This window comes from Kribbella hippodromi (genome assembly GCF_039531045.1).
In the GTDB taxonomy this organism is placed as follows: Bacteria; Actinomycetota; Actinomycetes; order Propionibacteriales; family Kribbellaceae; genus Kribbella; species Kribbella hippodromi.
In genome coordinates this window covers 325,374-349,966 of record NZ_BAAAPH010000003.1, presented here as the reverse complement: position 1 = coordinate 349,966, position 24,593 = coordinate 325,374, and the positions used below count along the sequence as shown (strand labels likewise).

The 24,593-nt window shown below is 69.3% G+C and carries 27 protein-coding genes; 14 read left to right on the top strand and 13 right to left on the bottom strand.

What is annotated here, in order from left to right:
* Window positions 1-76: 76 nt before the first annotated feature.
* Window positions 77-646: an HU family DNA-binding protein gene (locus ABD260_RS06575; protein WP_184830662.1), complete on the top strand. Its 570-nt coding sequence runs from the start codon at window positions 77-79 to the stop codon at window positions 644-646.
* 85 nt (window positions 647-731) lie between these two features.
* On the opposite strand, the gene ABD260_RS06570 is transcribed toward ABD260_RS06575, so the two are convergent.
* Window positions 732-938, bottom strand: a complete 207-nt coding sequence (locus tag ABD260_RS06570; protein ID WP_344232438.1) for a hypothetical protein — start codon at window positions 936-938, stop codon at window positions 732-734.
* A gap of 1 nt (window position 939) precedes the next feature.
* Complete coding sequence (cofC, locus tag ABD260_RS06565) at window positions 940-1,611, bottom strand: 2-phospho-L-lactate guanylyltransferase (RefSeq protein WP_344232437.1); 672 nt, start codon at window positions 1,609-1,611, stop codon at window positions 940-942.
* A gap of 16 nt (window positions 1,612-1,627) precedes the next feature.
* On the opposite strand from cofC, the gene ABD260_RS06560 reads away from it, so the two are divergent.
* From ABD260_RS06560 to ABD260_RS06550, 3 genes are read left to right on the top strand one after another with little or no spacing between them, the layout of a single operon-like run.
* Entirely contained in the window at window positions 1,628-2,422 is a 795-nt protein-coding gene (locus ABD260_RS06560; protein ID WP_344232436.1) for a lysophospholipid acyltransferase family protein, read from the top strand.
* Window positions 2,419-3,420 (top strand): NAD(P)H-dependent glycerol-3-phosphate dehydrogenase, encoded by a 1,002-nt coding sequence (locus ABD260_RS06555; RefSeq protein WP_344232435.1) that lies wholly within the window; start codon window positions 2,419-2,421, stop codon window positions 3,418-3,420. Before ABD260_RS06560 ends, ABD260_RS06555 begins: the two co-directional genes overlap by 4 nt.
* Complete coding sequence (locus ABD260_RS06550; protein ID WP_344232433.1) at window positions 3,417-4,358, top strand: aminoglycoside phosphotransferase family protein; 942 nt, start codon at window positions 3,417-3,419, stop codon at window positions 4,356-4,358. The genes ABD260_RS06555 and ABD260_RS06550 overlap by 4 nt, the downstream gene beginning before the upstream one ends.
* Window positions 4,359-4,480: 122 nt before the next feature.
* On the opposite strand, the gene ABD260_RS06545 is transcribed toward ABD260_RS06550, so the two are convergent.
* Window positions 4,481-5,596: an ROK family transcriptional regulator gene (locus ABD260_RS06545; RefSeq protein ID WP_344232431.1), complete on the bottom strand. Its 1,116-nt coding sequence runs from the start codon at window positions 5,594-5,596 to the stop codon at window positions 4,481-4,483.
* A 76-nt stretch (window positions 5,597-5,672) separates the two neighbouring features.
* On the opposite strand from ABD260_RS06545, the gene ABD260_RS06540 reads away from it, so the two are divergent.
* Together ABD260_RS06540 and ABD260_RS06535 are read left to right on the top strand one after the other, a co-directional pair.
* Window positions 5,673-6,767: a Gfo/Idh/MocA family protein gene (locus tag ABD260_RS06540; protein WP_344232430.1), complete on the top strand. Its 1,095-nt coding sequence runs from the start codon at window positions 5,673-5,675 to the stop codon at window positions 6,765-6,767.
* A gap of 11 nt (window positions 6,768-6,778) precedes the next feature.
* On the top strand, window positions 6,779-7,786 hold the full coding sequence (locus tag ABD260_RS06535) for a sugar phosphate isomerase/epimerase family protein (RefSeq protein WP_344232429.1): 1,008 nt from the start codon (window positions 6,779-6,781) through the stop codon (window positions 7,784-7,786).
* Here the strand turns inward: ABD260_RS06535 and ABD260_RS06530 are convergent, their stop codons facing one another.
* Window positions 7,787-8,947 (bottom strand): CynX/NimT family MFS transporter, encoded by a 1,161-nt coding sequence (locus ABD260_RS06530; RefSeq protein WP_344232428.1) that lies wholly within the window; start codon window positions 8,945-8,947, stop codon window positions 7,787-7,789.
* A 96-nt stretch (window positions 8,948-9,043) separates the two neighbouring features.
* On the opposite strand from ABD260_RS06530, the gene ABD260_RS06525 reads away from it, so the two are divergent.
* Window positions 9,044-9,742 (top strand): FadR/GntR family transcriptional regulator, encoded by a 699-nt coding sequence (locus ABD260_RS06525; protein WP_344232427.1) that lies wholly within the window; start codon window positions 9,044-9,046, stop codon window positions 9,740-9,742.
* On the opposite strand, the gene ABD260_RS06520 is transcribed toward ABD260_RS06525, so the two are convergent.
* Entirely contained in the window at window positions 9,705-10,229 is a 525-nt protein-coding gene (locus ABD260_RS06520) for a GNAT family N-acetyltransferase (protein WP_344232426.1), read from the bottom strand. The genes ABD260_RS06525 and ABD260_RS06520 overlap by 38 nt on opposite strands.
* A gap of 57 nt (window positions 10,230-10,286) precedes the next feature.
* Window positions 10,287-11,027, bottom strand: coding sequence for a MerR family transcriptional regulator (locus tag ABD260_RS06515; RefSeq protein WP_344232425.1), 741 nt, complete (start codon window positions 11,025-11,027; stop codon window positions 10,287-10,289).
* Window positions 11,028-11,075: 48 nt separating this feature from the next.
* On the opposite strand from ABD260_RS06515, the gene ABD260_RS06510 reads away from it, so the two are divergent.
* Complete coding sequence (locus ABD260_RS06510) at window positions 11,076-11,327, top strand: hypothetical protein (RefSeq protein WP_344232424.1); 252 nt, start codon at window positions 11,076-11,078, stop codon at window positions 11,325-11,327.
* Between the two features lie 22 nt (window positions 11,328-11,349).
* Here ABD260_RS06510 and ABD260_RS06505 read toward each other — a convergent pair whose 3' ends face one another.
* The gene (locus ABD260_RS06505) at window positions 11,350-12,531 is read right to left on the bottom strand and encodes an MFS transporter (protein WP_344232423.1); all 1,182 of its coding nucleotides are present in this window, start codon (window positions 12,529-12,531) and stop codon (window positions 11,350-11,352) included.
* Between the two features lie 76 nt (window positions 12,532-12,607).
* Between ABD260_RS06505 and ABD260_RS06500 the strand changes: the two genes are divergently transcribed.
* On the top strand, window positions 12,608-13,345 hold the full coding sequence (locus ABD260_RS06500; protein ID WP_344232422.1) for a DeoR/GlpR family DNA-binding transcription regulator: 738 nt from the start codon (window positions 12,608-12,610) through the stop codon (window positions 13,343-13,345).
* Window positions 13,342-14,505, top strand: coding sequence for an MFS transporter (locus tag ABD260_RS06495; RefSeq protein ID WP_344232421.1), 1,164 nt, complete (start codon window positions 13,342-13,344; stop codon window positions 14,503-14,505). Before ABD260_RS06500 ends, ABD260_RS06495 begins: the two co-directional genes overlap by 4 nt.
* Here the strand turns inward: ABD260_RS06495 and ABD260_RS06490 are convergent.
* Both ABD260_RS06490 and ABD260_RS06485 read right to left on the bottom strand, forming a co-directional pair.
* Window positions 14,489-15,601, bottom strand: a complete 1,113-nt coding sequence (locus ABD260_RS06490) for a trans-sulfuration enzyme family protein (protein ID WP_344232420.1) — start codon at window positions 15,599-15,601, stop codon at window positions 14,489-14,491. The genes ABD260_RS06495 and ABD260_RS06490 overlap by 17 nt on opposite strands.
* A 58-nt stretch (window positions 15,602-15,659) precedes the next feature.
* Window positions 15,660-16,310, bottom strand: coding sequence for a TetR/AcrR family transcriptional regulator (locus ABD260_RS06485; RefSeq protein WP_344232419.1), 651 nt, complete (start codon window positions 16,308-16,310; stop codon window positions 15,660-15,662).
* Between the two features lie 160 nt (window positions 16,311-16,470).
* On the opposite strand from ABD260_RS06485, the gene ABD260_RS06480 reads away from it, so the two are divergent.
* From ABD260_RS06480 to ABD260_RS06470, 3 genes are read left to right on the top strand one after another with little or no spacing between them, the layout of a single operon-like run.
* Window positions 16,471-17,676, top strand: a complete 1,206-nt coding sequence (locus ABD260_RS06480) for a cytochrome P450 (RefSeq protein ID WP_344232418.1) — start codon at window positions 16,471-16,473, stop codon at window positions 17,674-17,676.
* 58 nt (window positions 17,677-17,734) lie between these two features.
* Window positions 17,735-18,865: a D-alanine--D-alanine ligase family protein gene (locus ABD260_RS06475; RefSeq protein WP_344232417.1), complete on the top strand. Its 1,131-nt coding sequence runs from the start codon at window positions 17,735-17,737 to the stop codon at window positions 18,863-18,865.
* A gap of 38 nt (window positions 18,866-18,903) precedes the next feature.
* Entirely contained in the window at window positions 18,904-20,514 is a 1,611-nt protein-coding gene (locus ABD260_RS06470; RefSeq protein ID WP_344232416.1) for a carboxylesterase/lipase family protein, read from the top strand.
* 475 nt (window positions 20,515-20,989) lie between these two features.
* On the opposite strand, the gene ABD260_RS06465 is transcribed toward ABD260_RS06470, so the two are convergent.
* The 4 genes from ABD260_RS06465 to ABD260_RS06450 form a co-directional block, all read right to left on the bottom strand.
* The gene (locus tag ABD260_RS06465; protein WP_344232415.1) at window positions 20,990-22,189 is read right to left on the bottom strand and encodes an RNA polymerase sigma factor; all 1,200 of its coding nucleotides are present in this window, start codon (window positions 22,187-22,189) and stop codon (window positions 20,990-20,992) included.
* A gap of 5 nt (window positions 22,190-22,194) precedes the next feature.
* Window positions 22,195-22,611 carry a YciI family protein gene (locus ABD260_RS06460; RefSeq protein ID WP_344232413.1) on the bottom strand — a complete coding sequence of 139 codons (417 nt, stop codon included), beginning with the start codon at window positions 22,609-22,611 and terminating at the stop codon, window positions 22,195-22,197.
* 134 nt (window positions 22,612-22,745) lie between these two features.
* Window positions 22,746-23,201, bottom strand: a complete 456-nt coding sequence (locus tag ABD260_RS06455) for a DUF3515 domain-containing protein (RefSeq protein ID WP_344232411.1) — start codon at window positions 23,199-23,201, stop codon at window positions 22,746-22,748.
* Window positions 23,202-23,233: 32 nt separating this feature from the next.
* On the bottom strand, window positions 23,234-23,470 hold the full coding sequence (locus ABD260_RS06450) for an Lrp/AsnC family transcriptional regulator (RefSeq protein ID WP_170990044.1): 237 nt from the start codon (window positions 23,468-23,470) through the stop codon (window positions 23,234-23,236).
* Window positions 23,471-23,629: 159 nt separating this feature from the next.
* Here ABD260_RS06450 and ABD260_RS06445 point away from each other — a divergent pair, with 159 nt between their 5' ends.
* Window positions 23,630-24,592 (top strand): thiamine-phosphate kinase, encoded by a 963-nt coding sequence (locus ABD260_RS06445; RefSeq protein ID WP_344232410.1) that lies wholly within the window; start codon window positions 23,630-23,632, stop codon window positions 24,590-24,592.
* Window position 24,593: the final 1 nt, after the last annotated feature.

The window sequence follows — 24,593 nt, the reverse complement described above, 5'->3', positions numbered from 1 at the left end:
CACGGCCGTGTGAGTCCATAACGTTCCTGTGAGATCGAGCGCTGTGCTCGACGCCTAGTGTTCACGGAGGGAAGCAGTGAACAAGAGCCAGTTGGTCGAAGCGCTCGCAGTGCACTTCGACGGAAACCGCCGCCAGGCCCAGCACGCGTTGGAATCGGTGATCGACACCGTCCAGCGGGAGCTGACCAAAAAGGGTGGCAAGGTCGCCATCACCGGTTTCGGTGCCTTCGAGGCCATCGAGCGTGGCGCGCGCATCGTGCGCAACCCGCGGACCGGTGAGACCAAGCGCGCCAAGAAGACGACGGTGCCGAAGTTCCGCGCGGGTGCGGAGCTGAAGGCCGTTGTCTCCGGTGCGAAGAAGCTGCCGAAGCTGGTGGCCCCGAAGCCGGCCGCGACCGCCACCAAGGCGGCTGCCCCGGCAAAGAAGGCCGCGCCGGCGAAGGCCGCCGCGACCAAGACCGCTGCCGCGAAGAAGACGGTCGCCAAGAAGGCCCCGGCCAAGGCGGTAGCCAAGAAGGCGCCGGCCAAGACCGTTGCCAAGAAGGCCCCGGCGAAGAAGGCCCCGGCCAAGAAGGTCGTCGCGAAGAAGGCACCGGCCAAGAAGGCCCCCGCCAAGAAGACCGCGGCGAAGCGTACCGCTCGCTGATCTTCGAGCACTGCGGCACCAGTAAGTACAGCGAAGGCCGGGCAACCCACACCAGGGTTGACCGGCCTTCGCCGTTGCTCAGGACCTACAGGTGGGTGCCGAACTCGACCTTCGTGACCGTCGTCGTCGCGCCCGTTCCGGTGGTCTCGATCCGGACCCGCTGGCCGACGCGCAGGTGCCGCACCGGGGTGTCGGCGACCGCGTGCACGGTGAACGGAAGCTCGATCCCGGTGTCGGTCAGCACCGCACCGGAGAACGTCTCGGCGTCGTACGCGCTCACGGTTGCTTGCATGTCAGCAGGCTAGCCCTTCGGTACCGGTCGCGGCACCGAGCACGAGGGACATCACGTCGGCGGTGGCCGGGCCGACACCGAGCTGGATGGCATGGGCGAGATCGGCGGCCGTGTCGACATCGCGACGGACCGACTCGATGCCGGTCAGCTCGATCGGTGCCGCGCCGGAAGCCTGATGGGCGAGCGCGGAACCCACCCCGAAACGGGGATCCAGCGGTACGCCCGGAGCCGCCGCGAGCAACGTGGTCCCGCTGCCCGGTAGATCGATGACGAACGAACGTGGTGCCGTACACGCCGCCAGGACCGCGGTCAGCTCGGCCGGCCGCAGCGCGGGCAGATCGGCCGACAGCGCCGCGACGCCGTGCTCAGGGGACTCGGCGGCGGCCACGGTCGCGCCGTGCAGGAGAGCCTCGTTCAGCCCTGTTGCCGGGAGATCCGGGACCACCAGTGCACCCGCGGCAGTGACGTCCGCGGCCACCAGCGGATCGTCGGTGACGACCAGAACGGCACGCACCAGCGGAGAGGCGAGGGCGGCCGCAGTAGTGTCGACAGCGAAGGCCCGGGCGAGCTCAGGGCGGTGCTGAGGGTAGGCCGGAGCGAGCCGGCTCTTCGCGATCGCCGTACGCTTCACCGGGATCACCAGGGTCCAGGGAGCGACCTGTAGGTCTGCCATCAGGCAGGATTCTCCCATGACGGATGGCCGGAACGAGCACCAGGAGGCAGCTGTGGACGCGAGGCAGGCGGATCCACGGCCGCCGCGTGGATTCTGGTTCGGGGTGATTGTCGCGATCGTCAAACCGTTCATGATCGTGTTCACCAAGTGCCGGTTCAGCGGCCGGGAGAACATGCCCCGGACCGGCGGGGTCGTGTACGTGCCGAATCACCTCTCGCACTTCGATCCGGTGCTGCTCGGGTACTTCATCTGGGAATGCCGGCGGATTCCGCGATTCCTCGGGAAGGCGTCGTTGTTCAAGCTGCCGGTGATCGGCAAGATCATCACCAGCGCCGGGCAGATCCCCGTGTACCGGGATTCCACTCAGGCCGCGGATGCGTTCCGGGACGCGGTGGCGGCGGTCGAACGCGGTGAGTGTGTGGGCGTTTACCCAGAGGGCACGATCACCCGCGACCCGGAGATGTGGCCGATGACCGGCAAGACCGGTGCCGCCCGGATCGCGTTGATGACCGGCTGCCCGGTCATCCCGGTGGCGAACTGGGGCGCCCAGGAGGTGATCAAGTCGTACTCCGGCAAGCATGTGCGGATTCGGCTGCTGCCCCGCAAGACACTGCTGGTCCGCGCCGGCGCGCCGGTCGACCTGAGCGCGTTCGCGGGCAAGCCGCTGACCAACGAGCTGTTGCACGAGGCAACCGAGGTGATCATGGCCGCGGTCGCCGAGACGCTGGGCGAGCTGCGCGGCGAGACCCCGCCGAAGGAGCTCTACGACCTCCGCAAGGCCCGCAAAGCTCAAGGTGAGGAGCCTGCATGACGAAAGTAGCCGTCTTCGGTGCCGGGTCGTGGGGTACGGCGTTCGCCATGGTGCTTGCGAATGCGGGGAACCAGGTTTCGGTGTGGGCGCGGCGGGAGGCCCTGTGCGAGGTGATCAACACCGAGCACGCGAACCCGGAGTACCTGCCTGGGCTGCGGTTGCCGGATGCGATCAGCGCGACCCACGACCCGGCCGCCGCGGCTGACGGAGCGGAGGCGATCGTGCTCGCGGTGCCATCGCAGTCGTTGCGGGCGAACCTGACCGACTGGGCAGGTGTACTGCCGAACGCGGTGCCGCTGGTCAGTCTGATGAAGGGCGTCGAGCTCGGGACCACGAAGCGGATGAGCGAGGTGATCGCGGAGCTCACCGGCGCCGGTCCGGAGCGGATCGCGGTCGTCTCCGGGCCGAACCTGGCGCGGGAGATCGCCGAAGGGCAGCCGGCCGCGGCTGTTGTCGCCTGTACGGACGAAGGCACCGCGGCGCGGTTGCAGAAGTTGTGCCATTCACCGACGTTCCGCCCGTACACGAACAACGATGTGATCGGGTGCGAGGTCGGTGGCGCTTGCAAGAACGTGATCGCGCTCGCGGTCGGGATGGCGGTCGGGCTCGGGTTCGGCGACAACGCGCGGGCGTCGGTGATCACGCGTGGGTTGGTCGAGATCGCGCGGCTGGGGCGGGCGCTGGGCGCGGACGAGCACACGTTTTCCGGGCTGGCTGGGCTTGGTGATCTCGTCGCGACCTGTTCGTCGCCGCTGTCGCGGAACCGGACGTTCGGCGAGAAGCTGGGGCAGGGGTTGTCGGTGGCGGAGATCTCCGGTGGGACTCGACAGGTCGCCGAGGGTGTGAAGTCGTGCGAGTCGGTGACTGAGCTGGCGCACCGGCACGACGTGGAGATGCCGATCGCCGAACACGTCACGAAGGTGGTGGCGGGCGAGATGACGCCGAAGGACATGCTGTTCAGCCTGGTTTCCCGGTCGGCGAAGTCGGAGCGCTGGTGATCCCAGCGGCCTTCGCCAAGGCGACCGTCGATCGGGAAGGCGCGGCGGGTACGGCTTGGCTCGCGGCGTTGCCGTCGATCGTCGACGACCTGCTGACGCGCTGGAAATGCGAGCGCGCCGGCGAGGTCATGCACGGCGAGGTTGGGGTCGTGGTACCGGTCCGCGGTGCGGTGCTGAAGGTGTCGTTCCCGCATCCGGGCAATGTGCACGAGCCGGACGCGTTCGCTGCTTGGGACGGTCGCGGCGCCGTCCATTTGTACGAACGCGACGACACGCACTACGCGATGCTGCTGGAACGCACTCACCCCACCACCCTCGCCAACCACCGCCCCGCTAGCCTCGCGGTGGACGCTGGTGAGATGGCGACGATTGCCGGGAGCCTTCTCCGGCAGTTGATGATTCCGGCGCCGGACGGGTTACCGCGGATGTCGGATCAGGCGCCGGCTTGGGCCGAGAGTTTGCGCACCGACGCGGCCGAGCTCGACCACGCGTTGCCTGCGACGGTCGTGGATGAAGCGCTTGCGGTTGTCGACGAACTCTGCCGCAAGCAACCGCAGACCTTGCTCCATGGCGACTTCCACCCGCGCAACATCCTCCGCGCGGACCGCGAGCCCTGGCTGGCGGTCGATCCGAAGGGCTACGTCGGCGACCCGGCCTACGACGCGGCGATCTTCCTCCGCACCCGCGCCTACTACCTGCACGTCGGCGACGGCCTCACCGGCAACGACCTCCTGCAACGGCTGCACACCGAGCTCGACCACTTCGCCGAAGCGGCCGGCCTCGACGCGGACCGGATCCGCCGCTGGACCCAGCTCATCGCCGTCCAGTCCGCCTTCGGCGTCCGCCGCCAGGGCAGCCACCACCGCGCCCACGACAACGCGCAGCTGGCCCGCCTCCTCGACTTGATCGACCACCTAGCCGTCGCCCTCACCACCTAACCCGCTCGGCCGCGGGTCGACTGGTAAAGCCAGCTGGCGGGTTGTTTCGCCGCTGGCGTGCTACAACCGGCCAGCGGTGAAACAATCCGGCAGCGGCGAAACAACCGGCCAGCTGATCCGGCCTAGCCGACTACTTGGCTGCAGACGAGCTTCGCGGCGCCGAGCAGCGCGGCGTCGCGGCCGGTGCGGGACGGTACGACGTGCAGGTGGGTCGTGGCCAGCGGCAACGAACGGGCGTAGACGGTTTCGCGCAGACCGGCCAGCAGACTGTCGCCGGCCTGAGCGAGTGAACCACCCACGACGATCACCGACGGGTTGAGCAGACTCACCGCCGCAGCCAGGACTGTTCCGATCTCACGGCCGGCCTGGCGGATCGCGGTGGTCGCGTCGGTGTTTCCGGCGCGGACGAGTTCGACGATGTCCTGGCTGGTGCCGACGTTCAGCCTGGCCGCGAGCGCCGCCGCGGAGGCGATCGTCTCCAGGCAACCACGATTCCCGCAGCGGCACAGTTCCGTACGCCCGAGTACTTGGATGTGCCCGATGTCGCCGGCCGCGCCCTGGGCGCCGCGATGCAGCCGGCCGCCGCTGATCACGCCGGCGCCGATGCCGGTGGCAACCTTCACGAAGAGCAGATGCTCGACCTCCGGGTACGCGGTCGCATGCTCGCCGAGGGCCATGATGTTGACGTCGTTGTCGACCAGCACCGGCCCGGGCAGATCGCGGCTGAGCCGGCCGGCCACGTCGTACGAATCCCAGCCCGGCATGATCGGCGGATGGTTCGGCCGCCCCGTACTGTGCTCGACCGGACCGGGCAGCCCGACGCCCGTACCGGCGAGGTCCGCGGGGGAGCGGCCTGCTTCGCGCAGCAGCTCATGCGCCGCCCGGACGAGCGCGTCGAGTACGACCCCGGGCCCTTCGTCGATCCGTAGTTGAGTAGTGGATCGATGGAGGATCTCGCCGGTCAGGTCGGTGAGTGCGACCGACAAGTGCGTCGCACCGACGTCGGCGGCCAGTACGAGCCGCGCGGTCGGATTGAACCGGAACCGCGCCGGTGGCCGGCCGCCGGTCGACGCGGCCTCGCCGGACGGTACGACGAGACCGGACGCGAGCAGCGCCTCGATCCGGCCGTTCACCGTCGATCGGGCCAGGCCGCTGCGGTCGATCAGCTCGGCGCGGGTCTGCGGCTGCCCGTCGAGCAGCAGGCGCAAGACCACATCCGCCGTACCCAGATCGCTCAATGCACCGGACTTTCGTCGTACCGACCGCGGACTTTTGCTTGACAGGGTTCAAAAGCCTGCCATAGCGTCCTTCGACGTGTCCACCAGTGCGCGCAAGCTGAAGGTCGGGATCGTCGGCGGCGGCTTCATGGGCCGCGTACACGGCAGGGCCGCGCTGGTCTCCGGCGCGACCGTCGTCGGTGCGGTCGGCTCGTCGCCCGAGCGCGCCGAGGCAGCCGCGGAAGCGTCCGGCGCCGAGCGCGGGTACGCGACCCTGGACGAGCTGCTCGCCGCGGACCTCGACGTCATCCACGTCTGCACGCCGAACAACACCCACCGCGACGTGACCCTGCGAGCGCTCGAAGCCGGCAAGCACGTCGTCTGCGAGAAGCCGCTGGCCACCTCCGTACCGGACGCGACCGGGCTGCAGGCCGCAGCGGCCGAGGCGGGGCTGGTCGGCGCCGTGCCGTTCGTGTACCGCTACCACCCGATGGTCCGCGAGTTGCGGACCCGGATCGCGGCGGGGGATGCCGGCGAAATCACCAGCCTGCACGGCTCGTACCTGCAGGACTGGCTGGCAGGCGCCGACGATCAGAACTGGCGCGTCGATGACAGCACCGGCGGCCCGTCGCGAACCTTCGCGGACATCGGCTCGCACTGGTGCGATCTGACCGAGTTCGTCACTGGTGACCGGATCGCCGCGATCAGCGCTCAGCTGCGTACGGTGCGGGCGCGGCGCGGCGGAGTCGACGTACGGACCGAGGATCTTGCCACCGCGCAGTTCCGGACCGAGGCGGGTGTGGTCGGGACGATCGTGGTCAGCCAGGTCGCGGCCGGCCGGAAGAACCGCCTGTACCTGGAGGTGTCCGGGACCGAGTCGAGCTTCGGCTTCGACCAGGAGGACCCGGATCGCCTGTGGGTCGGTCACCGCGCGGGCAGTCAGCTGCTGACCCGCGACCCGGACACGCTCAGCCCGTCCGCCGCGCGAGTGAACCGGCTGCCGGCCGGGCACGCGCAGGGGTACCAGGACGCGTTCGACTCGTTCGTCGCCGACAGCTACGCCGCCGTCCTGGGCGACCAGCCGGACGGCCTGCCAGATTTCGCCGCCGGAGCACGGTCGGCCCGGCTGATCGACGCCGTCCTGCGATCGGCCGCGAGCGACTCCGCCTGGATCACCGTCGACAACTCTTAGGAGCCCGTGAGATGCCTCGTCCGATCACTCTCTTCACCGGCCAGTGGGCCGATCTCCCGTTCGAAGAGGTTTGCCAGTTCGCGTCCGAGGCCGGGTACGACGGCGTCGAGATCGCCTGCTCCGGTGACCACTTCGACGTCCAGCAGGCGGTCGACGACGACTCGTACGTGCAGGGCCGCAAGGACATCCTGGAGAAGTACAACCTGCAGGTGTTCGCGATCTCCAACCATCTGGTCGGGCAGGCGGTCTGCGACGACCCGATCGACTTCCGGCACCAGGCGATCGTGCCGTCCCGGATCTGGGGCGACGGTGACGCCGAAGGGGTCCGGCAGCGGGCTGCCGAGGACCTGAAGAACACCGCCCGGGCGGCGAAGAAGCTCGGCGTGAACACCGTCATCGGCTTCACCGGGTCGTCGATCTGGCAGTACGTGGCGATGTTCCCGCCGGTGCCCGCGGAGCGGATCGAGGCCGGCTACCGGGACTTCGCCGACCGCTGGAACCCGATCCTGGACGTGTTCGACGAGGAGGGTGTCCGGTTCGCGCACGAAGTACACCCGTCCGAGATCGCGTACGACTACTGGACCACGACCCTCACCCTGGAGGCGATCGGCCACCGGGAGGCGTTCGGGCTGAACTGGGACCCGTCGCACATGGTCTGGCAGGACATCGACCCGGTCGCCTTCCTGTGGGACTTCAAGGACCGGATCTACCACGTGGACTGCAAGGACACCCGGATGCGGGTCGGCGGCGGTCGGAACGGGCGGCTCGGCTCGCACCTGCCGTGGGGCGACCCGCGGCGCGGCTGGGACTTCTACTCCACCGGGCACGGCGACGTGCAGTGGGAGGACTGCTTCCGCGTGCTCAACTCGATCGGCTACGACGGCCCGATCTCGGTCGAGTGGGAGGACGCCGGGATGGAGCGCAAGGTCGGCGCGGCGGAAGCGGTCAACGTGATCCGCGCCCTGGCCTTCGACAAGCCCACCGCTGCCTTCGACGCGGCCTTCGCCACCGACAAGTAATCAGCGATTGTCGCGGCCGGCGACGAACCCGAGTGTGACCTGGGTGGCTGCGAGGACGGCGAACACGATCAGGGTCGTCCTCCAGCCGCCGGTCGCCTGGGTCAGGTAGCCGGCCAGCACCGGGCCGGACGCGGCCAGCGTGTAGCCGACGGCCTGCGCCATCCCGGACAGCTGGGTGGTCTCGTGGTGACCGCGGCCGCGGATGCTGATCAGCGAGAGCGCGGCGACCAGCCCGGCGCCCTGGCCGAGCCCGCCGACGACCGCCCAGACGATCGCCAGGTGCGGCGCGAACAGCAGACCGAGCAACGCGATCAGAATCGGCGTACTCGCGGTCATCAGGCCGGCGCGCTGGTTGGTCGGATGCTTCAGCAGGAACGGGATGCTGAGCCCGCCGATCAGCCCGAACACCTGGAAGACGAACAGGTGTACGCCGGTGGATCGCTCCGAAACCCCACCAGTCGTGATCTCGATGGTGGGCAGCCAGTTCACGAACAGGTAGAAGCTGGTCGACTGCAATCCCATGAAGCCGGTCACCAGCCAGGCCATCGGCTGCCGCCAGACGCTCACCGGCGGATTCTCGTCCTCGGCCTGGGGCGCGGGCATCGGCTCCGGGGACAACGTCCGCGGCAGCCAGACGATCGCCACCAGTACGGCGAGACCGCCCCAGACCGCGAGGGACAGCCGCCAGTCGACCGCGTCCGCGATCGGTACGGCGAGGATCGACGCGACGGCCGCACCGCCGGTGATGAACGCGGTGTAGATCCCGGTGGCGCGGGACACGTTCGCGGAGTAGTCGCGCTTGATGATCACGGGCACCAGTACGTTGCCGACGGCGATCGCGGCGCCGACCACGGCCGTACCGATCCAGAGCCCGGCCGGACCCGTGTACGGGCGGAGTGCACTGCTGGCCGCGAGCACCAACAGCGAGACGAACACCGCCCGCTCCATGCCGAAGCGGCGGGACGCGAGGTGCACCAGCGGCGAGGCGACCGCGAACGCGAGCAGCGGGAGCGTACCGAGCAGACCCTGCGCGGCCTCACCGAGCTGCAGATCCTGACCGATGCGCGGCAGCACCGGACCGACCGCGGTCAGCGCCGGCCGCAGGCTCAGCGCCACCACGAAGGCGGTCGCGGTGATCAGGCCCGCCCGCCCTCGAGTCATTGGATCGGTCATGACCGCCACAACACACCTCTTTCCACATGCCTTTGCAGATGTCCTACATTTACACTGTACGCTCCTGGTACGAGGAGGTCGTTGGTGGTGTCACTTGATGGACCGGTGCGGCAGGTGCCGCTCGTACTGCAGGTGTCCGAGCAGTTCCGGGCGCTGATCGAGTCCGGGGCGTGGCCGCGTGGGTCGCGGATCCCGGGGGAGAACCAGCTCGCCGCCGAGCTGGGGGTCAGTCGCGGGACGGTGCGGGAGGCGCTGCGGTCACTCAGTCTGACCGGGCTGCTGGAGCCGCGCGTGGGCGACGGCACCTATGTACGCGCGACCAACGAGATCAGCGGCGTACTGGTCCGGGACGAGCTGTCCGCGTCGTTGACGCATGTCCTGGACGCCCGAGCCGGGATCGAGGCGGCGGCGGCGCGGCTGGCCGCGCTGCGTCAGGACGAGGAGAGCCTGGCCGCGCTGGCGGCTGCGTTCAACGCTCGCGGTCCGGCGGTTGACAGCGGTGACATGGACGAATTCGTCGCTGTGGACGCGGAGTTCCATCGGCAGGTGGTCGTCGCGAGTGGGAACCCGTTGTTGCTGCGGTTGTTCGACGCGATCGCGGAGGTGCTCACCCAGTCCATCCACGAGACCGCGACGATCCCCGAGGACCATCGGATTCCGGACGCGCACCGGGTTGTCGTGGAGGCGATTCGTTCGGGCGATCCGGAGGCGGCCAGCCGGGCGTCGTACGCGCTGATCGAAACGGTCAAACAAGCGCCGCGGGATCAGGCCAGTAGTACCTGATCGCTGCTGGTGTGCCGTTGAGCCGGTGTGGTTCGCCGCCTGGTGCGGTGACGGCGCGCCGGTCGCCACGGATGCCGCCGCGGGCCGCGTAGAAGCCTTGGGCAGCCGTGTTTTGTTCGAGCACCCAGAGGAAGATGCCTTCGTTCTGTACGGTCTCGGCGGTGCGGGCGAGTAGCTGGGTGCCGAGCCCTTGGCGCTTCACGGACGCGCGCACGTGCAGGTTGTCGACCAGTGCGCCGTACTCGGGGTCTGCTCCGTAGATCACATGCGCCAGGCCGATCAGTTGCCCTTCGTACTCGGCGAGGGTGGTCCGCGTACCTTCGCGCGCCGCGAGCTTCTTGGCCCAGAGTGCGCCCAGATAGGCACCCGATTCGTCATCAAGGAACGCATCCGTGTACGCGCCGCGGTAATGCCGCTGCCAGCTGTCACTGTGCAACGCGGCCACTGCCGGCGCATCCTCCAGCCCAGCCACCCGAAAGTCAATCACGTCTTGATTCCTATCACCGTCATCGGCTGCCTCCGCTGCGGTGTCCACAGGGCGGGCTCAGACGCCGGTCACGCCGTGCCGTCCCAGCCGGCCGCGGATCATGGTGTCGAGTCGCTGCCACGCTGGTGAGGAGTCGTTCACGGCGCCTTGCAGGAGCTGATGGATGGTGGGATCGGTCGAGGACATGCCGGGCGGTTCGGTGCCGTAGCGCTCGATGCTGGCGGCAACGATCCGGTCCGCCAGTGCCTCCAGTTCGGGGTCGGTGGGGTCGAGGTCGTGGGCCTGGTCGGACGCCAGGTACAGATCTCGGAGCGCGGGATCGGTCAGCGATTGGGTTTGGTCACGGAAGAACGTGTCGGCGAGATCCGGCTGGGTCGCGTACAGGATGATCCAGAGGTCGCGTTCCATCGCGATCCAGCGGGCGCTGAAACCGAGCGCGGGTAGGCCGTCGAGGTGGTCGTCGACTTCCGCGGGCAGGAAGCGGAGTTCGCCGCCGGCCAGTTCGCGGAGGCGGGCGCGGATGGCGCGGAGCTGTTTGATCCGGGTGGCCAGGTCGGCGTCGATTTGCTTCAGTTCCGTGCCGAGGTTCGCGGGGGTCAGGTCGCGGATTCGCGCCAGCGGGACGCCCGCATCGGCGAGGGTGCGGATGCGGAGCAGGTCCACGACGGCTTGGGCCGGGTATCTGCGGTAGCCGGAGGCGTCGCGTCCGGGCTCCGGGAGCAGGCCCTTGGCGTGGTAGACGCGGACGGTTTTGGTGGACACGCCGACGTACCGGGCGAGCTGTCCGATGGTGAGCACGGGTCCATTGTTGACCTTGTCCTAAGGGCAAGGTTGCAGGATCGGGGTATGACCGACTGGGACACGTTGCGGACCCTCGCGGACGAGGGCAATGAGAAGGCGCTGGACAAGCTTGCGGATCTCGCGGACGAGCGCGACGACACTGCTGCTCTCAGCGAGTTGCTGGATGAGGGTTGTGAGCGGGCAGGGGAACACCTCACCCGCAGAGCAGCCGCCGCGAAAGACCTGCTGGAACTCCAGCGCATCCGCGATGCCGGGTACGACGAAGCGGGCGAGGTGCTGGATCAGCTACTGGGTTGAGGCTATGGGACTAGCGCGGGCGTCAGCCGGCCCGTCCTTCTGCCGTGGTTGTCGCGGCTGGGCGGGTGGCCAGGACGCGGGCGAAGATCGCCAGGCCGGCGGCCAGGGCGGTGACTACTACGAACGAGGTGGTCAGGCTGCTGGCTTGGGCGATGCCGCCGATGATGGAGGGCGCTACCAGGCCGGAGGCGTAGGTGATGGTTGCTACGCCGGCGATTGCCTGGCTGGCGTTGGTGCCGGTGTGGCCGGCGGCGGCGAAGGCGAGAGGTACGACGACCGCGATGCCGATACCGATCAGGCCGAAGCCGATCATCGCCACGATGGCGTGCGGCGCGATCACCACGAGCAGCCCGCCGAGCATCGCGATCACCCCGCTGCAGCGCACCGTGCGTACGGCGCCGAACCGGTCGACCACCGCGTCGCCGGTGAGCCGGGCGATCGCCATCGTCAGCGCGAATCCGGTGGTCGCACCGGCCGCGACACCGGCCGAACTGTCCAGGACGTCCCGCAAGTACACGGCCGACCAGTCCAGGCTCGCACCTTCCGCGAACACCGCACAGAACCCGACCGCGCCGATCAGCAGCGCCGACTTCGGCGGCAGCGCGAACCGCGCGGGCGGCTCGGTGTCCTCTTCCGGATGCAGATTCAGTACGAAATGGCAGAGCACCGCACCGATCAGCGTCAGTACAACAGCGGCGACGGCGTGGTGTACCTGGGCGCTGACGTTGGCATGCGCGGCGACCGTACCGACCGCGGAGCCCAGCAGCGCGCCCGCACTCCACATGCCGTGCAGGCCGGACATGATCGACTTCTTCAGCCGGTGCTCGACCTCGATGCCGAGTGCGTTCATCGCGACATCGGCCATCCCGGACGTGCCGCCGTACACGAACAGAGCCGCGCACAGCGTGAGCAGGCCGGGGGCGAGCGACGGCAGGATCAGGGCGAGGGTCCAGAGCGCGAGCAGGCCGCGGAGCGCGGCCCGGGTGCCGAACCGGTGGCTGACCCGGGCGGCCAGCGGCATCATCACCGCGGCGCCGAGCGCCGGGAACGCGAGCGCCAGCCCGAGCTGACCGGCCGACACCCCCGCATGCTCCTGAATCCAGGGCACCCGGGTCGCGAACGACCCGGTGACCGATCCGTGTACGCAGAAGACGGCGGCGACGGCGTACCGCGACCGCTTGACCAGGGCGGTGTCATTAGTCACAAGCAAACACACTATCTGTTTGAACGATCAGGCGGATGGTAGTTTTCTGCGCATGAGAAGTGCGGAACGGCACCAAATGATCGTAGATCGCCTGCGTGCCGCCGACCGAGTCACCGTCCATGAACTGGTCGAGGTGACCGCGGCGTCGGACATGACGGTGCGGCGCGACCTGGACTTCCTGGCCGCGCAGGGGGTGCTGAAGCGCGTCCACGGCGGCGCGGTGTCGGCGATGCCGTCCGGCCTGGAGCCGCCGTACTCGCTGCGGGTCCAGGAGGCGCTCGCGGCCAAGCAGGCGATCGCTCAGGCCGCGGCCGCGCACATCCGCGACGGCGAGACGATCGTGCTGGACAGCGGTACGACGGCGCTCGAGACCGCGAAGTTGCTGCACGACCGCGCGCTGACGGTGATGCCGCTGTCGCTGCACATCGCGCACGAGCTGTCCGACGCGCCGCGGATCCGGCTGCTGGTGCCGGGTGGCGAGGCCCGCAAGGGCGAGTTGTCGCTGGTCGGTCCGCTGACCGTGGCGTCGTTGCGGGCGCTGCGGTTCGACACCGCCGTACTGAGTCCGTGTGCTTTCAGTCTGGACGCCGGGCTGACCGCGTTCGACCTCGGTGACGCGGAGGTGAAGCAGGAGGCGATGAACGTCGCCGCCCGCACCATCGTGCTCGCCGACGGCACCAAGTGGGACCGCGCCGCGCTCGCCTATGTCTGCCCGGCCGACCGCCCGGACCTGCTCATCACCGATGACTCCGCCCCCGAAGACCAACGAACAGTACTGGCCCAGCGCGGCGTACTTGTAGAGGTGGCCCAGTGACCGCAACAGATGTCCGTGTAGCTCCGCCCAAAGCTGCCCGGGTTGCCACCTGGATGTACTTCGGGTTGAACGGGTTTGCGATCGGGATGTGGGTGGTGCACATTCCGAGCATCGAGCACGCGACGGGGATCACGCACAGCACGCTCGGGCTGCTCTTGCTGGTGCTGGGTGCGGCCGCGTTCACGGGCATGCAGGTCGCGGGTCCGCTGGTCGACAAGATCGGGCAGCGGCGGCTCGTACCGGCGGCCGGCATCGTGCTCGGTGCGTCGCTCGCCGGACCCGGCCTGGCGACGAACTGGTGGACGCTCGGGCTGGCGCTGATCCTGGTCGGCTTCGGCAACGGCGCGATCGACGTCGGGATGAACGCGCAGGCCGTCGTGGTCGAGCGCGGTTACCCACGGCCGATCATGGCCGCGTTCCACGCCATGTGGTCGATCGGCGGTGCGATCGCCGCTGTCATCGGCGCGGCGACGTTGCGCGCCGACGTACCCACCGAGCTGACCCTCGCGCTGGCCGGCCTGCTCTGCATCGTGCTGTCGCTGATCGCCAGCAGGTTCTTGCTGGAGGCAACCATTGAGGAGGAGGACAGCACGGAGGGCGAGCGGACGAAGCCGCCGGCCAAGCTGGTCTGGGCGCTCGGCGGACTCGCCTTCGGGCTGATGCTCTCCGAAGGGGTGGCCAACGACTGGGCCGCGCTGCACTTCCGCGACATCCTCGGCACCACGGTCAGTACGGCGGCGTTCGCGTACGGCGCGTTCGCGGTCGCGATGACCGTCGGGCGCTTCCTCACCGACCGGGTCGCCGCCAAGGTCGGGCCGGCCGCGATCGTGCGCTGGGGCGCGGCGATGGCGGCGGTCGGGCTGACCGTGGTGATCGTCGTCCCGTGGGTGCCGGTCGCCCTGGTCGGCTGGGCGATCTTCGGCCTCGGCCTGGCCGGCGGCGTGCCGCAGCTGTTCACCGCCGCCGGCAACCTCGATCCGCGGTCGTCCGGCGCGCTGATGGCCCGGGTCGTCGGCCTCGGGTACGTCGGGTTGCTCGCCGGCCCCGCGCTGATCGGCGGCCTCGCGCACTGGATGCCACTGAACATCGCGTTCATCCTGCCGGTCGTGCTGTGCGTGCTGACGTTCTTCGGTGGGCCAATCCTCAAGTCGAAGAAGTAAGGGCCTGCTCGAGGTCGGCCCAGAGGTCGGCCGGGTGTTCGATGCCGACCGAGAGGCGGATCAGGTCTTCGGGGATGGTGGGGACCTCGATCGCCCAGCGGCGGCGGCGTTCGAGCAGCGACTCGACGCCGCCGAGGCTGGTCGCGTGCACCCAGAGCTTGGTGCGCTCGCAGACCTGCTGGGCGCCCGCGGCGTCGCCGCCGAGCTCGATCGAGAGGATCGCGCCGAAACCGGACATTTGTGCGGCAGCGCGCGCGTGGCCGGGGTCGTCCGGGAGGCCGGGGTAGCGGACGCGGCTGATGCGCGGGTGCTGGAGGAGGCGCTCGGCCAAGTACGCGGCGTTCGACTGGGCGCGGTCGAGGCGGAGCGCGAGCGTACGCAGTCCGCGGAGGGCGAGCCAGGCGTCCATCGAACCGGGGATTGCGCCGAGACTGCGGCGGCGGAGCTCGATCGCTGACCAGAGGGTGTCGTCGGCGGTGATGACTGCGCCGAGGATGACATCGGAGTGGCCGGCGATGAACTTGGTGGCCGAGTGCATCACGATGTCCGCGCCGAGCTTGAGTGGTTGCTGGAGCAACGGGGTGGCGAAGGTGTTGTCGACGACGACGGTTGCGCCGGCCGCGTGCCCGGCCGCGGCGAGCGCCGGGATGTCGGCGACCTCCATCGCGGGGTTCGTTGGGGACTCGATCCAGAGCAGGTGGGCGCCGGCGAGGGTTTGGGTTACCGACTCGGTGTTCGCGATGTCCACCCGGTCGACGGTGAGGCGGCCGGTTTCGGCTTGCTGGTCGAGGAGTGCGAGTACGCCGGAGTACGCGTGCTGTGGCGCGATGACGCGACCGCCCACGGGGACCAGGTCGATGACGGCTGCCGCCGCGGCCATGCCGGACGCGAACGTGAGGGCGCGGCCGCCTTCGAGTTGACCGAGGGTGTCCTCGAGCGCGGTCCAGGCGTCGTTGCCGAAACGCCCGTAACCACGGTCACCACCGGCTACGTACGTCGAGCTGAACACCGGCGATCCGCCGACTGGTGCGTTGGGTACGCGCTCCGGGCGGCCGGCGTGGACGACGACTGTGGACGGGTCGAGGTCAGGAGTCATAGCCGGATTGTCGCCGCCCGGCCGGAGGCGGGAGTCGGCGGGTCGCGCCCCGGCGGGGTCAGTGGGGGAGCGGGCGGGTGGCGCCCTGGCGCGGTGAGCGGGGGTTGGTGGGGGAGGTGGGGAGGGGAAGGCCGCCGGTGGTGAGGAGGTGCATGGCTTGGCGGGCGAGGGTTTGGGCTTCGACGGTGCCGGGGTGGTCGACCCAGACTCGGACGACGCTTTCGATCACGTTCATGGTGATCCCGGCGGACAGCGCGGCGATGAACTCCGCCCGTTGCGGCTCATCCGCCCGCAACCGCTGTACCAGCGCGTCGGCGAGGTCGTCGCGGAACCGCCAGATCAGATCGTTCAGATGCGCGCTGACCGAGCTGTTCTGCTCGGCGAGGTCGAACACGGCGCGGACCCGGTCCGGGTTGCTCTCCAGTTGCTGGAGCACCTGCTCGATCACCGCCCGCAGACCGTCCGGCAGGTCCAGCGCGGGCTGTTCCCGGAACCAGGTGACCGCGTCGGCCAGGGAGTCCTCGACGAACTCGAGAACCAGCGTCTCCTTGGTCGGGAAGTACCGGTAGAGGGTGCTCGGCCCGACCTCGGCCGCCGCCGCGATCTGCTCGACCGTGGTCCGGCCGAAGCCGTTGTCGCTGAACAGCTCGAACGCCTTGTCCGCGATCAGCCGGCGGGTCCGCTCCCGCTTCACCTCGCGCAGTCCCATCAGCACCCTCCACACCGCCACAGCACACCGGCACAGCACACCGCCCGATCAGCAGCTCCGCGGGCAGCGTAACGCCTCCGCCGCGCCGAAGCCGGTTCCGAATCGGAAGAATGAGTCATATGGTAGTCACTACCAAATTCTCTCGCCCAGGAGGTACGCGATGACCGAGCGCTTCCCCGTCGGCCGCCCGTCCGGATGCCCGTTCGATCCGGCCCGGGAGTACGCCGCGTACCGCCAGGCCGACGGGCTGACGAAGGTCTCGACCCCGGCGGGCGTGGACGCGTACGTGGCCAGCCGGTACGACGAGGTGCGCACGCTGCTCCGGGACAGCCGGCTGAGCTCCCGGTTCGCGCCGTCGGACCACGTCGTGCCGAACGCGGACCTGAGCCAGGAGGCGGAGCCGGGATCGCTCCTGCAGGCGGACGGCGCGGAGCACAAGCGGTTGCGGCGGCTGCTGGCGACCGAGTTCGCGGTGAAGCGGATGGAGGCGCTGCGGCCGCGGGTCGCCGCGATGATCGAGGACCGGCTGGACGCGATGCTGGCCGCCGGCGGTCCGGTCGATCTGGTGCAGGAGTTCGCGCTGCCGATCCCGTCGCTGGTGATCTGCGAGCTGCTCGGCGTGCCGTACGCGGACCGGGACGAGTTCCAGGCGCGGGGTGCTCAACTGGTCCGCGTCGATGGCTGGACCGAGGAGTCGCAGCGGGCGAGCGACGAGCTGAACGAGTACATCGTCGGGCTCGTACTGGCGAAGCAGGCTCATCCGGAGGACGACATCCTGTCGCGGCTGATCACCCGCGGCGAGGAGCTGGGTACGCCGTTGACGCTGGAGGAACTGGTCTCGGTCGGCGTCACGCTGCTGATCGCCGGTCACGAGACGACCGCGAACATGATCGCGCTCAGTACGCTCGCGCTGCTGCGGCACCCGGAGCAGCTCGCTGACCTGCGCTCCGATCCGTCGAAGGTGCCGGCCGCGGTCGAGGAGCTGCTGCGGTACCTGTCGGTGGTGCACTACGGCCTGTTCCGGGTCGCGACCGACGAGGTGCCGGCCGGATCGTCGACGATCGACCCGGGCGAGTACCTGATCGCGGCGTTGTCGTCGGCGAACCGGGACGAGCGCGTGTTTCCCGACCCGGACCGGTTGGATCTGGAGCGGGACGCGACCGCGCATGTCGCCTTCGGGTTCGGTCCGCACCAGTGCGTCGGGCAGCAGCTCGCGCGGCTCGAGCTGCAGGAAGTGCTGACCCGGCTGTACGCGCGAATCCCGACGCTGCGGCTGGCCGTACCGTTCGAGGAGATCGACTACCGGGTGAACACACTCGTGTACGGAGTGAAAGCGCTGCCGGTGACCTGGGACGCCCCGATCTGAAGACTTCTTAACCGAACCCCGATCGGATCCCGATCTCGGGACCGCTACAGTCGAGCCGGTGAGTGAGTTCTCGGAAGAAAAGCGCAAACCCCGCGTCGCCGTCGTGTTCGGTGGCCGGTCGAGCGAGCACGCCATCTCCTGTGTGACCGCGGCGAACGTGCTGCAGGTGATCGACCGCGACAAGTACGACGTGGTTCCGGTCGGGATCAGCACCAGCGGGCACTGGGTGCTGGAGAGCGGCGACCCGGAGCGGCTGTCGATCACCGACGGCAAGCTCCCGGAGGTCGACGTGACCGCGCTGCCGGTGCTCTTCGGCGCGAACCGTGAGCTCGTGATCAGCGAACCCGAGCAGGTGCCGAGCACGCTCGGTCAGGTCGACGTGGTGTTCCCGCTGCTGCACGGCCCCTGGGGCGAGGACGGCACGATCCAGGGCTTGCTGGAGATGTCGGACATCCGGTACGTCGGTTCCGGGGTGCTCGCCAGCGCGGTCGGGATGGACAAGCACCACATGAAGGTCGTCTTCCAGGGCGCGGGGCTGGACGTCACGCCGTACGTGCTGATCCGGGACCGGGACTGGATTCGTGACCCGGAGGCGTGCCGGACGGCCGTGGACGCGCTCGGGTACCCGGTGTTCGTGAAGCCGTGCCGCGGCGGGTCGAGCCTCGGGATCAGCAAGGTGAACAGCCTGGCCGAGCTCGACGACGCGATCGCCGAGGCGCGCGCGCACGACCCGAAGGTGATCGTCGAGGCGGCCGCGAAGGACCCGCGCGAGATCGAGGTCGGCGTCCTCGGTGGGCTGGACGGCGCGCTGCCGCAGGCCAGTGTTTGCGGCGAGATCGCGATCTCGGGTGGCGGGCACGACTTCTACGACTTCGAGACCAAGTACCTGCCGGAGGGTGAGGAGTACACCGCGCTCTCGGTGCCGGCCGACCTGCCCGAGGAGCTCGCGGCGGAGGTGCGGGCGAAGGCGCTGATCGCGTTCGATGCGATCGACGGGGAAGGGCTGGCGCGGGTCGACTTCTTCGTCGATGCCGATGGCAAGGTGATCATCAACGAGATCAACACGATGCCTGGGTTCACGCCGACCAGCATGTTCCCGCGGTTGTGGGCGGCGTCGGGCAAGGACTACCCGGCGTTGGTCGAGCACCTGCTCACGCTGGCGATGACCCGCAAGACCGGGCTGCGCTGACGAGCTGACATGGCGGCAAGCACACGATCCGGGCCGGCATGACACTGGCAGACACCCAGTACGGCCCGGTTCGCGGCACAACCGTCGACCCCGACGACCGAACCGCGTCGAGCGGGTCGTCCAGTCGCTCCACCACGAGCTCGTCCGGCGACTGGTCCGCGAGCCCGTCGGATCGTTCCACCGCCGGTTCGCCGAGCGGCTCGCCGGCGAGCTCGTCCTCGGGTGCGTCCGAGGTGCTGGTGTTCAAGGGGATTCCGTATGCGGCGGCGCCGGTGGGGGTGGATCGGTTTCGGCCGCCGCGGGCGCCGGAGGTGTGGGACCGGCCGCTGGATGCGACCGACTACGGGCCGACCGCGCCGCAGAGCCGGGCCGAGGGTGATCTGGCCGACTTCGCGCCGCGGATGGTCATCCCGGGCGACGACTACCTGAACCTGAACGTCTGGACCCCAGGCCTGACCGGCAAGGCACCGGTCATGGTGTTCATCCACGGCGGCTCCTTCACCAGCGGTTCCGGTGCGTTGTCCGTGTACGATGGCACGCACTTCGCCCGCGACGGCGTCGTACTCGTCACGATCAACTACCGCCTCGGCGCGGACGGCTTCCTCTGGTTCGGCGAAGGCAGCCCGAACCTCGGCCTGCTCGACCAGGTCGCCGCACTCACCTGGGTCCGCGACAACATCGCCAACTTCGGCGGCGACCCTGGCAACGTCACCGTGTTCGGCGAATCGGCCGGCGCGATGAGCGTCTGCACCCTGCTCGCGATGCCCGCCGCCGAAGGACTGTTCCACCGAGCGATCGCCCAGTCCGGCGCCGCCGCCAACACGATCGGCCCGGACACCGCGCGGATCGTCGCCAACCGCCTCGCCGACGTACTCGGCACCGCACCGACCCGCGAGGCCATCGCCGCGGTGCCGATGGATCGCCTGATCGCCGCCCAAGAACAACTCAGCCAGCAGGCCGCAGCGAAACCCCGGGCCAAAGTGTGGGGCGACGTGGCTCGTACGTTGCTGCCGTTCAGCCCAGTCGTCGATGGTGACGTACTACCCGCGCCGCCACTCGACCGCATCCGCGCCGGCGCCGCCGCGAACATCGATCTCCTGGTCGGCAGCAACAGCGAGGAAGCACGCCTGTTCTTCGTACCGACGGGTGTCGGTGCCCGGATCAACGTCCCACTGCTGTACCTCGGTGCGGCGATGCGCTTCGGTTTGCCGGCGCGTGGCGTACGCAGGTACCGCGCGAACCGACCCGGCGCCACCCCGGGCGACGTACTGGCCGCGATCATGACCGATTCGTACTACCGCATCCCTGCCCTTCGTCTCGCCGAGGCGCAACCCGGTACGTACGTCTATGAATTCGCCTGGCGATCACCCGCCTGCAACGGTCAACTGGGCGCCAGCCACGTTGTTGAACTTCCTTTCGTCTTCGACAATCTCGACGATCCGGCGACGGCAACCCTGCTCGGTCTCGCCCCGCCGCAACACCTGGCCGATCTCGTCCACAAGTCCTGGATCGACTTCGCAACCACCGGCAACCCCGGCTGGCGGCCCTACACCTCCGGCAACCGCCTCAGCCGCCACTTCGCCAGCGCCTCCGGCACGACAACCAACGACCGCCCGACGGAACGCCGCTTGTGGACCCACAGGCGGTAGGAAGTAACTGTTGGGGTTGCGCGCCGTACCCGGAGTCCAGGGTCCATTCAGTCACCAGGGCCGGGTTCTCCACTGCTGTTGTGGGTTCTCCACCGTTACAACAGTCGAGAACCCACAACAGCAGTGGAGAACCGAGCGCCTCCGCCGGTTTCGTCAACCGGCTGCTGCGCTGAGTCGATTGACCACCCCCAAACCGGTTTGGGGGTGGTTGTGTACGTGGAGTGGGGCGGGTTGTACGCCTGGAATGGGCAGTTGGGTACCCCAAACCGGGTGGCCGGCGCATCCGGTTGGATACGGAGCGCTCAACCTGCTCCTGCCATCCCCGGCCCACCACCTCACCCGCGCTCACCCGCGGCTCACAGTGGTCACATAACCCGCCAGCCGCCAGCCGCCAGCCGCCAGCCGCCAACCCAAAGACACCGCTAGGTGTGCGCTGTGCGGCATCGGTGGTGCGCGGGGTGAGCGGGGCTGGGGGTTACAGGCGGCTCGCGCGGGTGTGGAGGTAGCGCTGTTGGGGGAGGCTGGTTGTGCGGGTTGCGGCCAGTTCGTAGGCGGCGCGGGCCGCGGCTGGGTCGCCGGACATTTCGAGTAGGTGTGCCCGGACCGCCGGTACGCGGTGGTCCTTGGCGAGCCGGGCGTCGTCGGCCAGCGCATCGAGCAACGCGAGACCCTCGGCCGGGCCGCGGGCCATGGCTACAGCTACTACGTGGTTGAGGGCAACCATCGGGTTGTCCGTCAACTGCAGCAGCACTTCGTAGAGCGCGACGATCTGCGGCCAGTCGGTCTCTTCGGCGGACGGCGACTCGTCATGGACGGCAGCGATCGCGGCCTGCATTTGGTACGGGCCGATCGGTCCGTGCGGCAACGTGGCGGTGATCAGGCCGACTCCTTCCTGGATCAATTCGGGAATCCACAGTGAGCGGTCCTGCTCCGCCATCGGAACCAACTCACCGAACGGCCCGGTCCGCGCCGGCCGGCGGGCATCGGTCAGCAGGAGCAATGCCAGCAGGCCGGAGACTTCGGGATCGTCCGGCAGCAGGCGGTGCAGCATGCGGGCCAACCGGATCGCCTCGGCGGCCAGCTCGACACGCTGCAGGCTCGGCCCTGCGGTGGTCGTGTACCCCTCGTTGAAGATCAGGTACACCACATGCAGCACCGCCCCCAGCCGCTCCTCGCGGTCGGCCGGGAGCGTGAACCGGGCGCCGCTCTCCTTGACTGCTGCTTTGGCACGGGTGATGCGCCGGGTCATCGTGGCCTCCGGCACCAGGAAGGCCCGGGCGATCTCCAGGGTGGTGAGACCGCCCACTGCCCGCAACGTCAACGCGATCTGCGAGGCCGGTGAGAGCGACGGATGGCAACACATGAACAGCAGGACCAAGGTGTCGTCGGTGTCCGCGACCGGCTCACCCTGCAACGCCCACTGCGCGACCCGCTCCTCTCGCCGTAGCCGGGACTGCTCCCGCCGCAGCAGATCCGTCAGCCGCCGGGAAGCCACCGTGATCAACCAGCCCCGCGGACTCTCCGGCACCCCGTCGACCGGCCACTGCTGAGCCGCCGCCAGCAACGCTTCCTGGACCGCGTCCTCAGCCGTGTCGAAATGCCCATACCGCCGGACCAGCGCACCGAGCACCTGCGGCGCCAGCTCCCGCAACTGGTCCTCGAACGCGCTGGTCATCGCGATCAGCCCACCAGCTCGTCGCGTCCGTCGACCAACGGGCGGATGTCTGCGTACGCCGTCGCGCGGACGAACTCCGGCGCCGGCGTGTCCGCGAGCCTGGACGCGATCTCGGTGGCCCGGTCGAACGATTCGCACTCGACGATCCAGTAACCCGCGAGCACCTCCTGGGTCTCCGCGTACGGCCCGTCGGTGACCACCGGCTGCCCGTCCTTCGACCCGAGCCGCCGCGTCAGCACCGGCGCCGACAGCGCGCGCGTCTCCACCAGCTCACCGGACTCGATCAGGTCGTTGTTGAACTTCTCCATGAAGGCGCCCATCGCCGCGAAGTCCTCCGGCTGCCAGGCCGGCTTCCCGGTGTCCTTCCCCGCCATCCCGTCGTAGTCCTGCTGCGACGCGTACGTCAGGATCATGTACTTCATCGGTCACTCCCGTCGTCCGGGCATCCCCTCCAGGATGCCTCCACCCGAAACGTCGCCCCCGCCGCCCGGAACCGGACACGATCAGCACGAGGACCAGCAGGCGAGTTTCGTTCTCGCCAGGGAGTATGCAGTCGTCAGGTGCAGGGAGTGACGAGTTTGTCGTGGCTGTGGACAACTTCCGCGACGTCGGTCAGTGCGTTCGCCTCGGGGGAGTACTTGTCCGGGACGGCCAGCTCCACGTACAGCTCGCGCCCGATGGTGGTGAAGATGAAGCCGTTCTCGACCTGCTTGGCGAACCAGCCGACGCCGTTCACCTCGAAGCACTGGGACTGCGCCTCGGCCATCCCGGCCGGTGGCGCGACGCCGCAGGTCACCTCGATCGGCGGGTCGCCGTACGCGGCGGTGAGCGGGCTCTTCGGGCTGGTGTCGCGGCGTTTCGCGTCCAGGATCTTGTCCGGCAGCGCCTTGACCAGCTCGGTGCACGCGGCGGTGACCTCCGGCCCGGGGGAGGGGACCGGCACCGGCGCGGCGCCGGGGCTGCACCCGGCGAGCACGATCAGGCCGAGCGCGGCGAGCAGGATTTTGGGCATACCGAAGCCGGACCGGTCCCCGTTCCCGGCGATCAGATGTGGACGACGGGGCAAGTCAGCGTGCGGGTGATGCCGGGAACGTTCTGGACCCGGGCGACCACCAGTTTGCCCAGCTCGTCGACGTTGCGGGCCTCGGCGCGGACGATCACGTCGTACGGACCGGTGACGTCCTCGGCCAGGGTGACGCCCTGGACCTCGGCGATCTGCGCGGCGACGTCGGCCGCGCGGCCGACCTCGGTCTGGATCAGGATGTAGGCCTGGACCACCACGTCGTTCTCCACTCAGTCGTCCTCAGCTGGCTCCGGCTGTACTCCGCTCGCAGTCCCAGCGGATACTGGGAGCGTACTGCGGACCGGCCGGGCGTACTCTTCGTTGCCTGGTCACGGTACCGCCTAGACTCCCGGTGGGTACATGGGAGGTCTGTTGACGTGACAGAGACGTTGGGGAGCACGGGTGAGTTCGGCCTGATCGCGGCCGTCACCAAGGGGCTGTCCACAAGTGAGGACGTCCTGGTCGGGCCTGGTGACGACGCTGCCCTGATGGCGGTGCCGGACGGCCGGATGGTGATCACCACCGACCTGTTGATCGAGGGCCGGCACTTCCGCCAGGACTGGTCCTCGGCGTACGACGTGGGCCGCAAGGCCGCCGCGCAGAACCTGGCCGACGTGGCCGCGATGGGCGCCCGCCCGACGGCGCTCGTGGTCGGTTTCGGAGCGCCCGCCGAGCTGCCGACGGCCTGGGCGCTGGAGCTGAACCAGGGCCTGGTCGACGAGTGTGAGCTGGTCGGCGCGAGCATCATCGGCGGCGACACCGTCCAGTCGGACAAGATCGTGGTCTCGGTGACCGCGTTCGGTTCGCTGGACGGCCGGGCGCCGGTGCTGCGGTCCGGCGCGCGCCCAGGAGACGAGGTCGCGTACGCGGGACGGCTCGGTTGGGCCGATGCGGGCTGGACGGTGCTCGCCCGTGGATTCCGGTCGCCGCGAGCCGTCGTCGAAGCACACCGCCGCCCGCAACCCCCGTACGCGGAAGGTCCGCGGGCCGCGCTCGCCGGGGCGTCCTCGATGTGCGATGTCAGCGACGGGCTGCTGTCCGACCTCGGTCACATCGCGGCGGCGAGCCAGGTGATCATCGACCTCCACACCAAGGCGCTGACGGTGCCGGAGCCGTTGCAGGCGGTGGCTGCCGCGACCGGTGTGGACGCGCTGAAGTTCGTGCTCACCGGCGGCGAGGACCACGCGCTGGTCGGGACCTTCGAGCCGGCCGACGTGCCCGAGGGCTGGACCGTGATCGGCTCGGTTGCCGAGGGCAACGAGGAACGCCCGGCCGGGACCGTGACCGTGGACGGCGCGCCGTATGCTGCGGACACCGGACACGCCCATTTCAGGAGTTGAG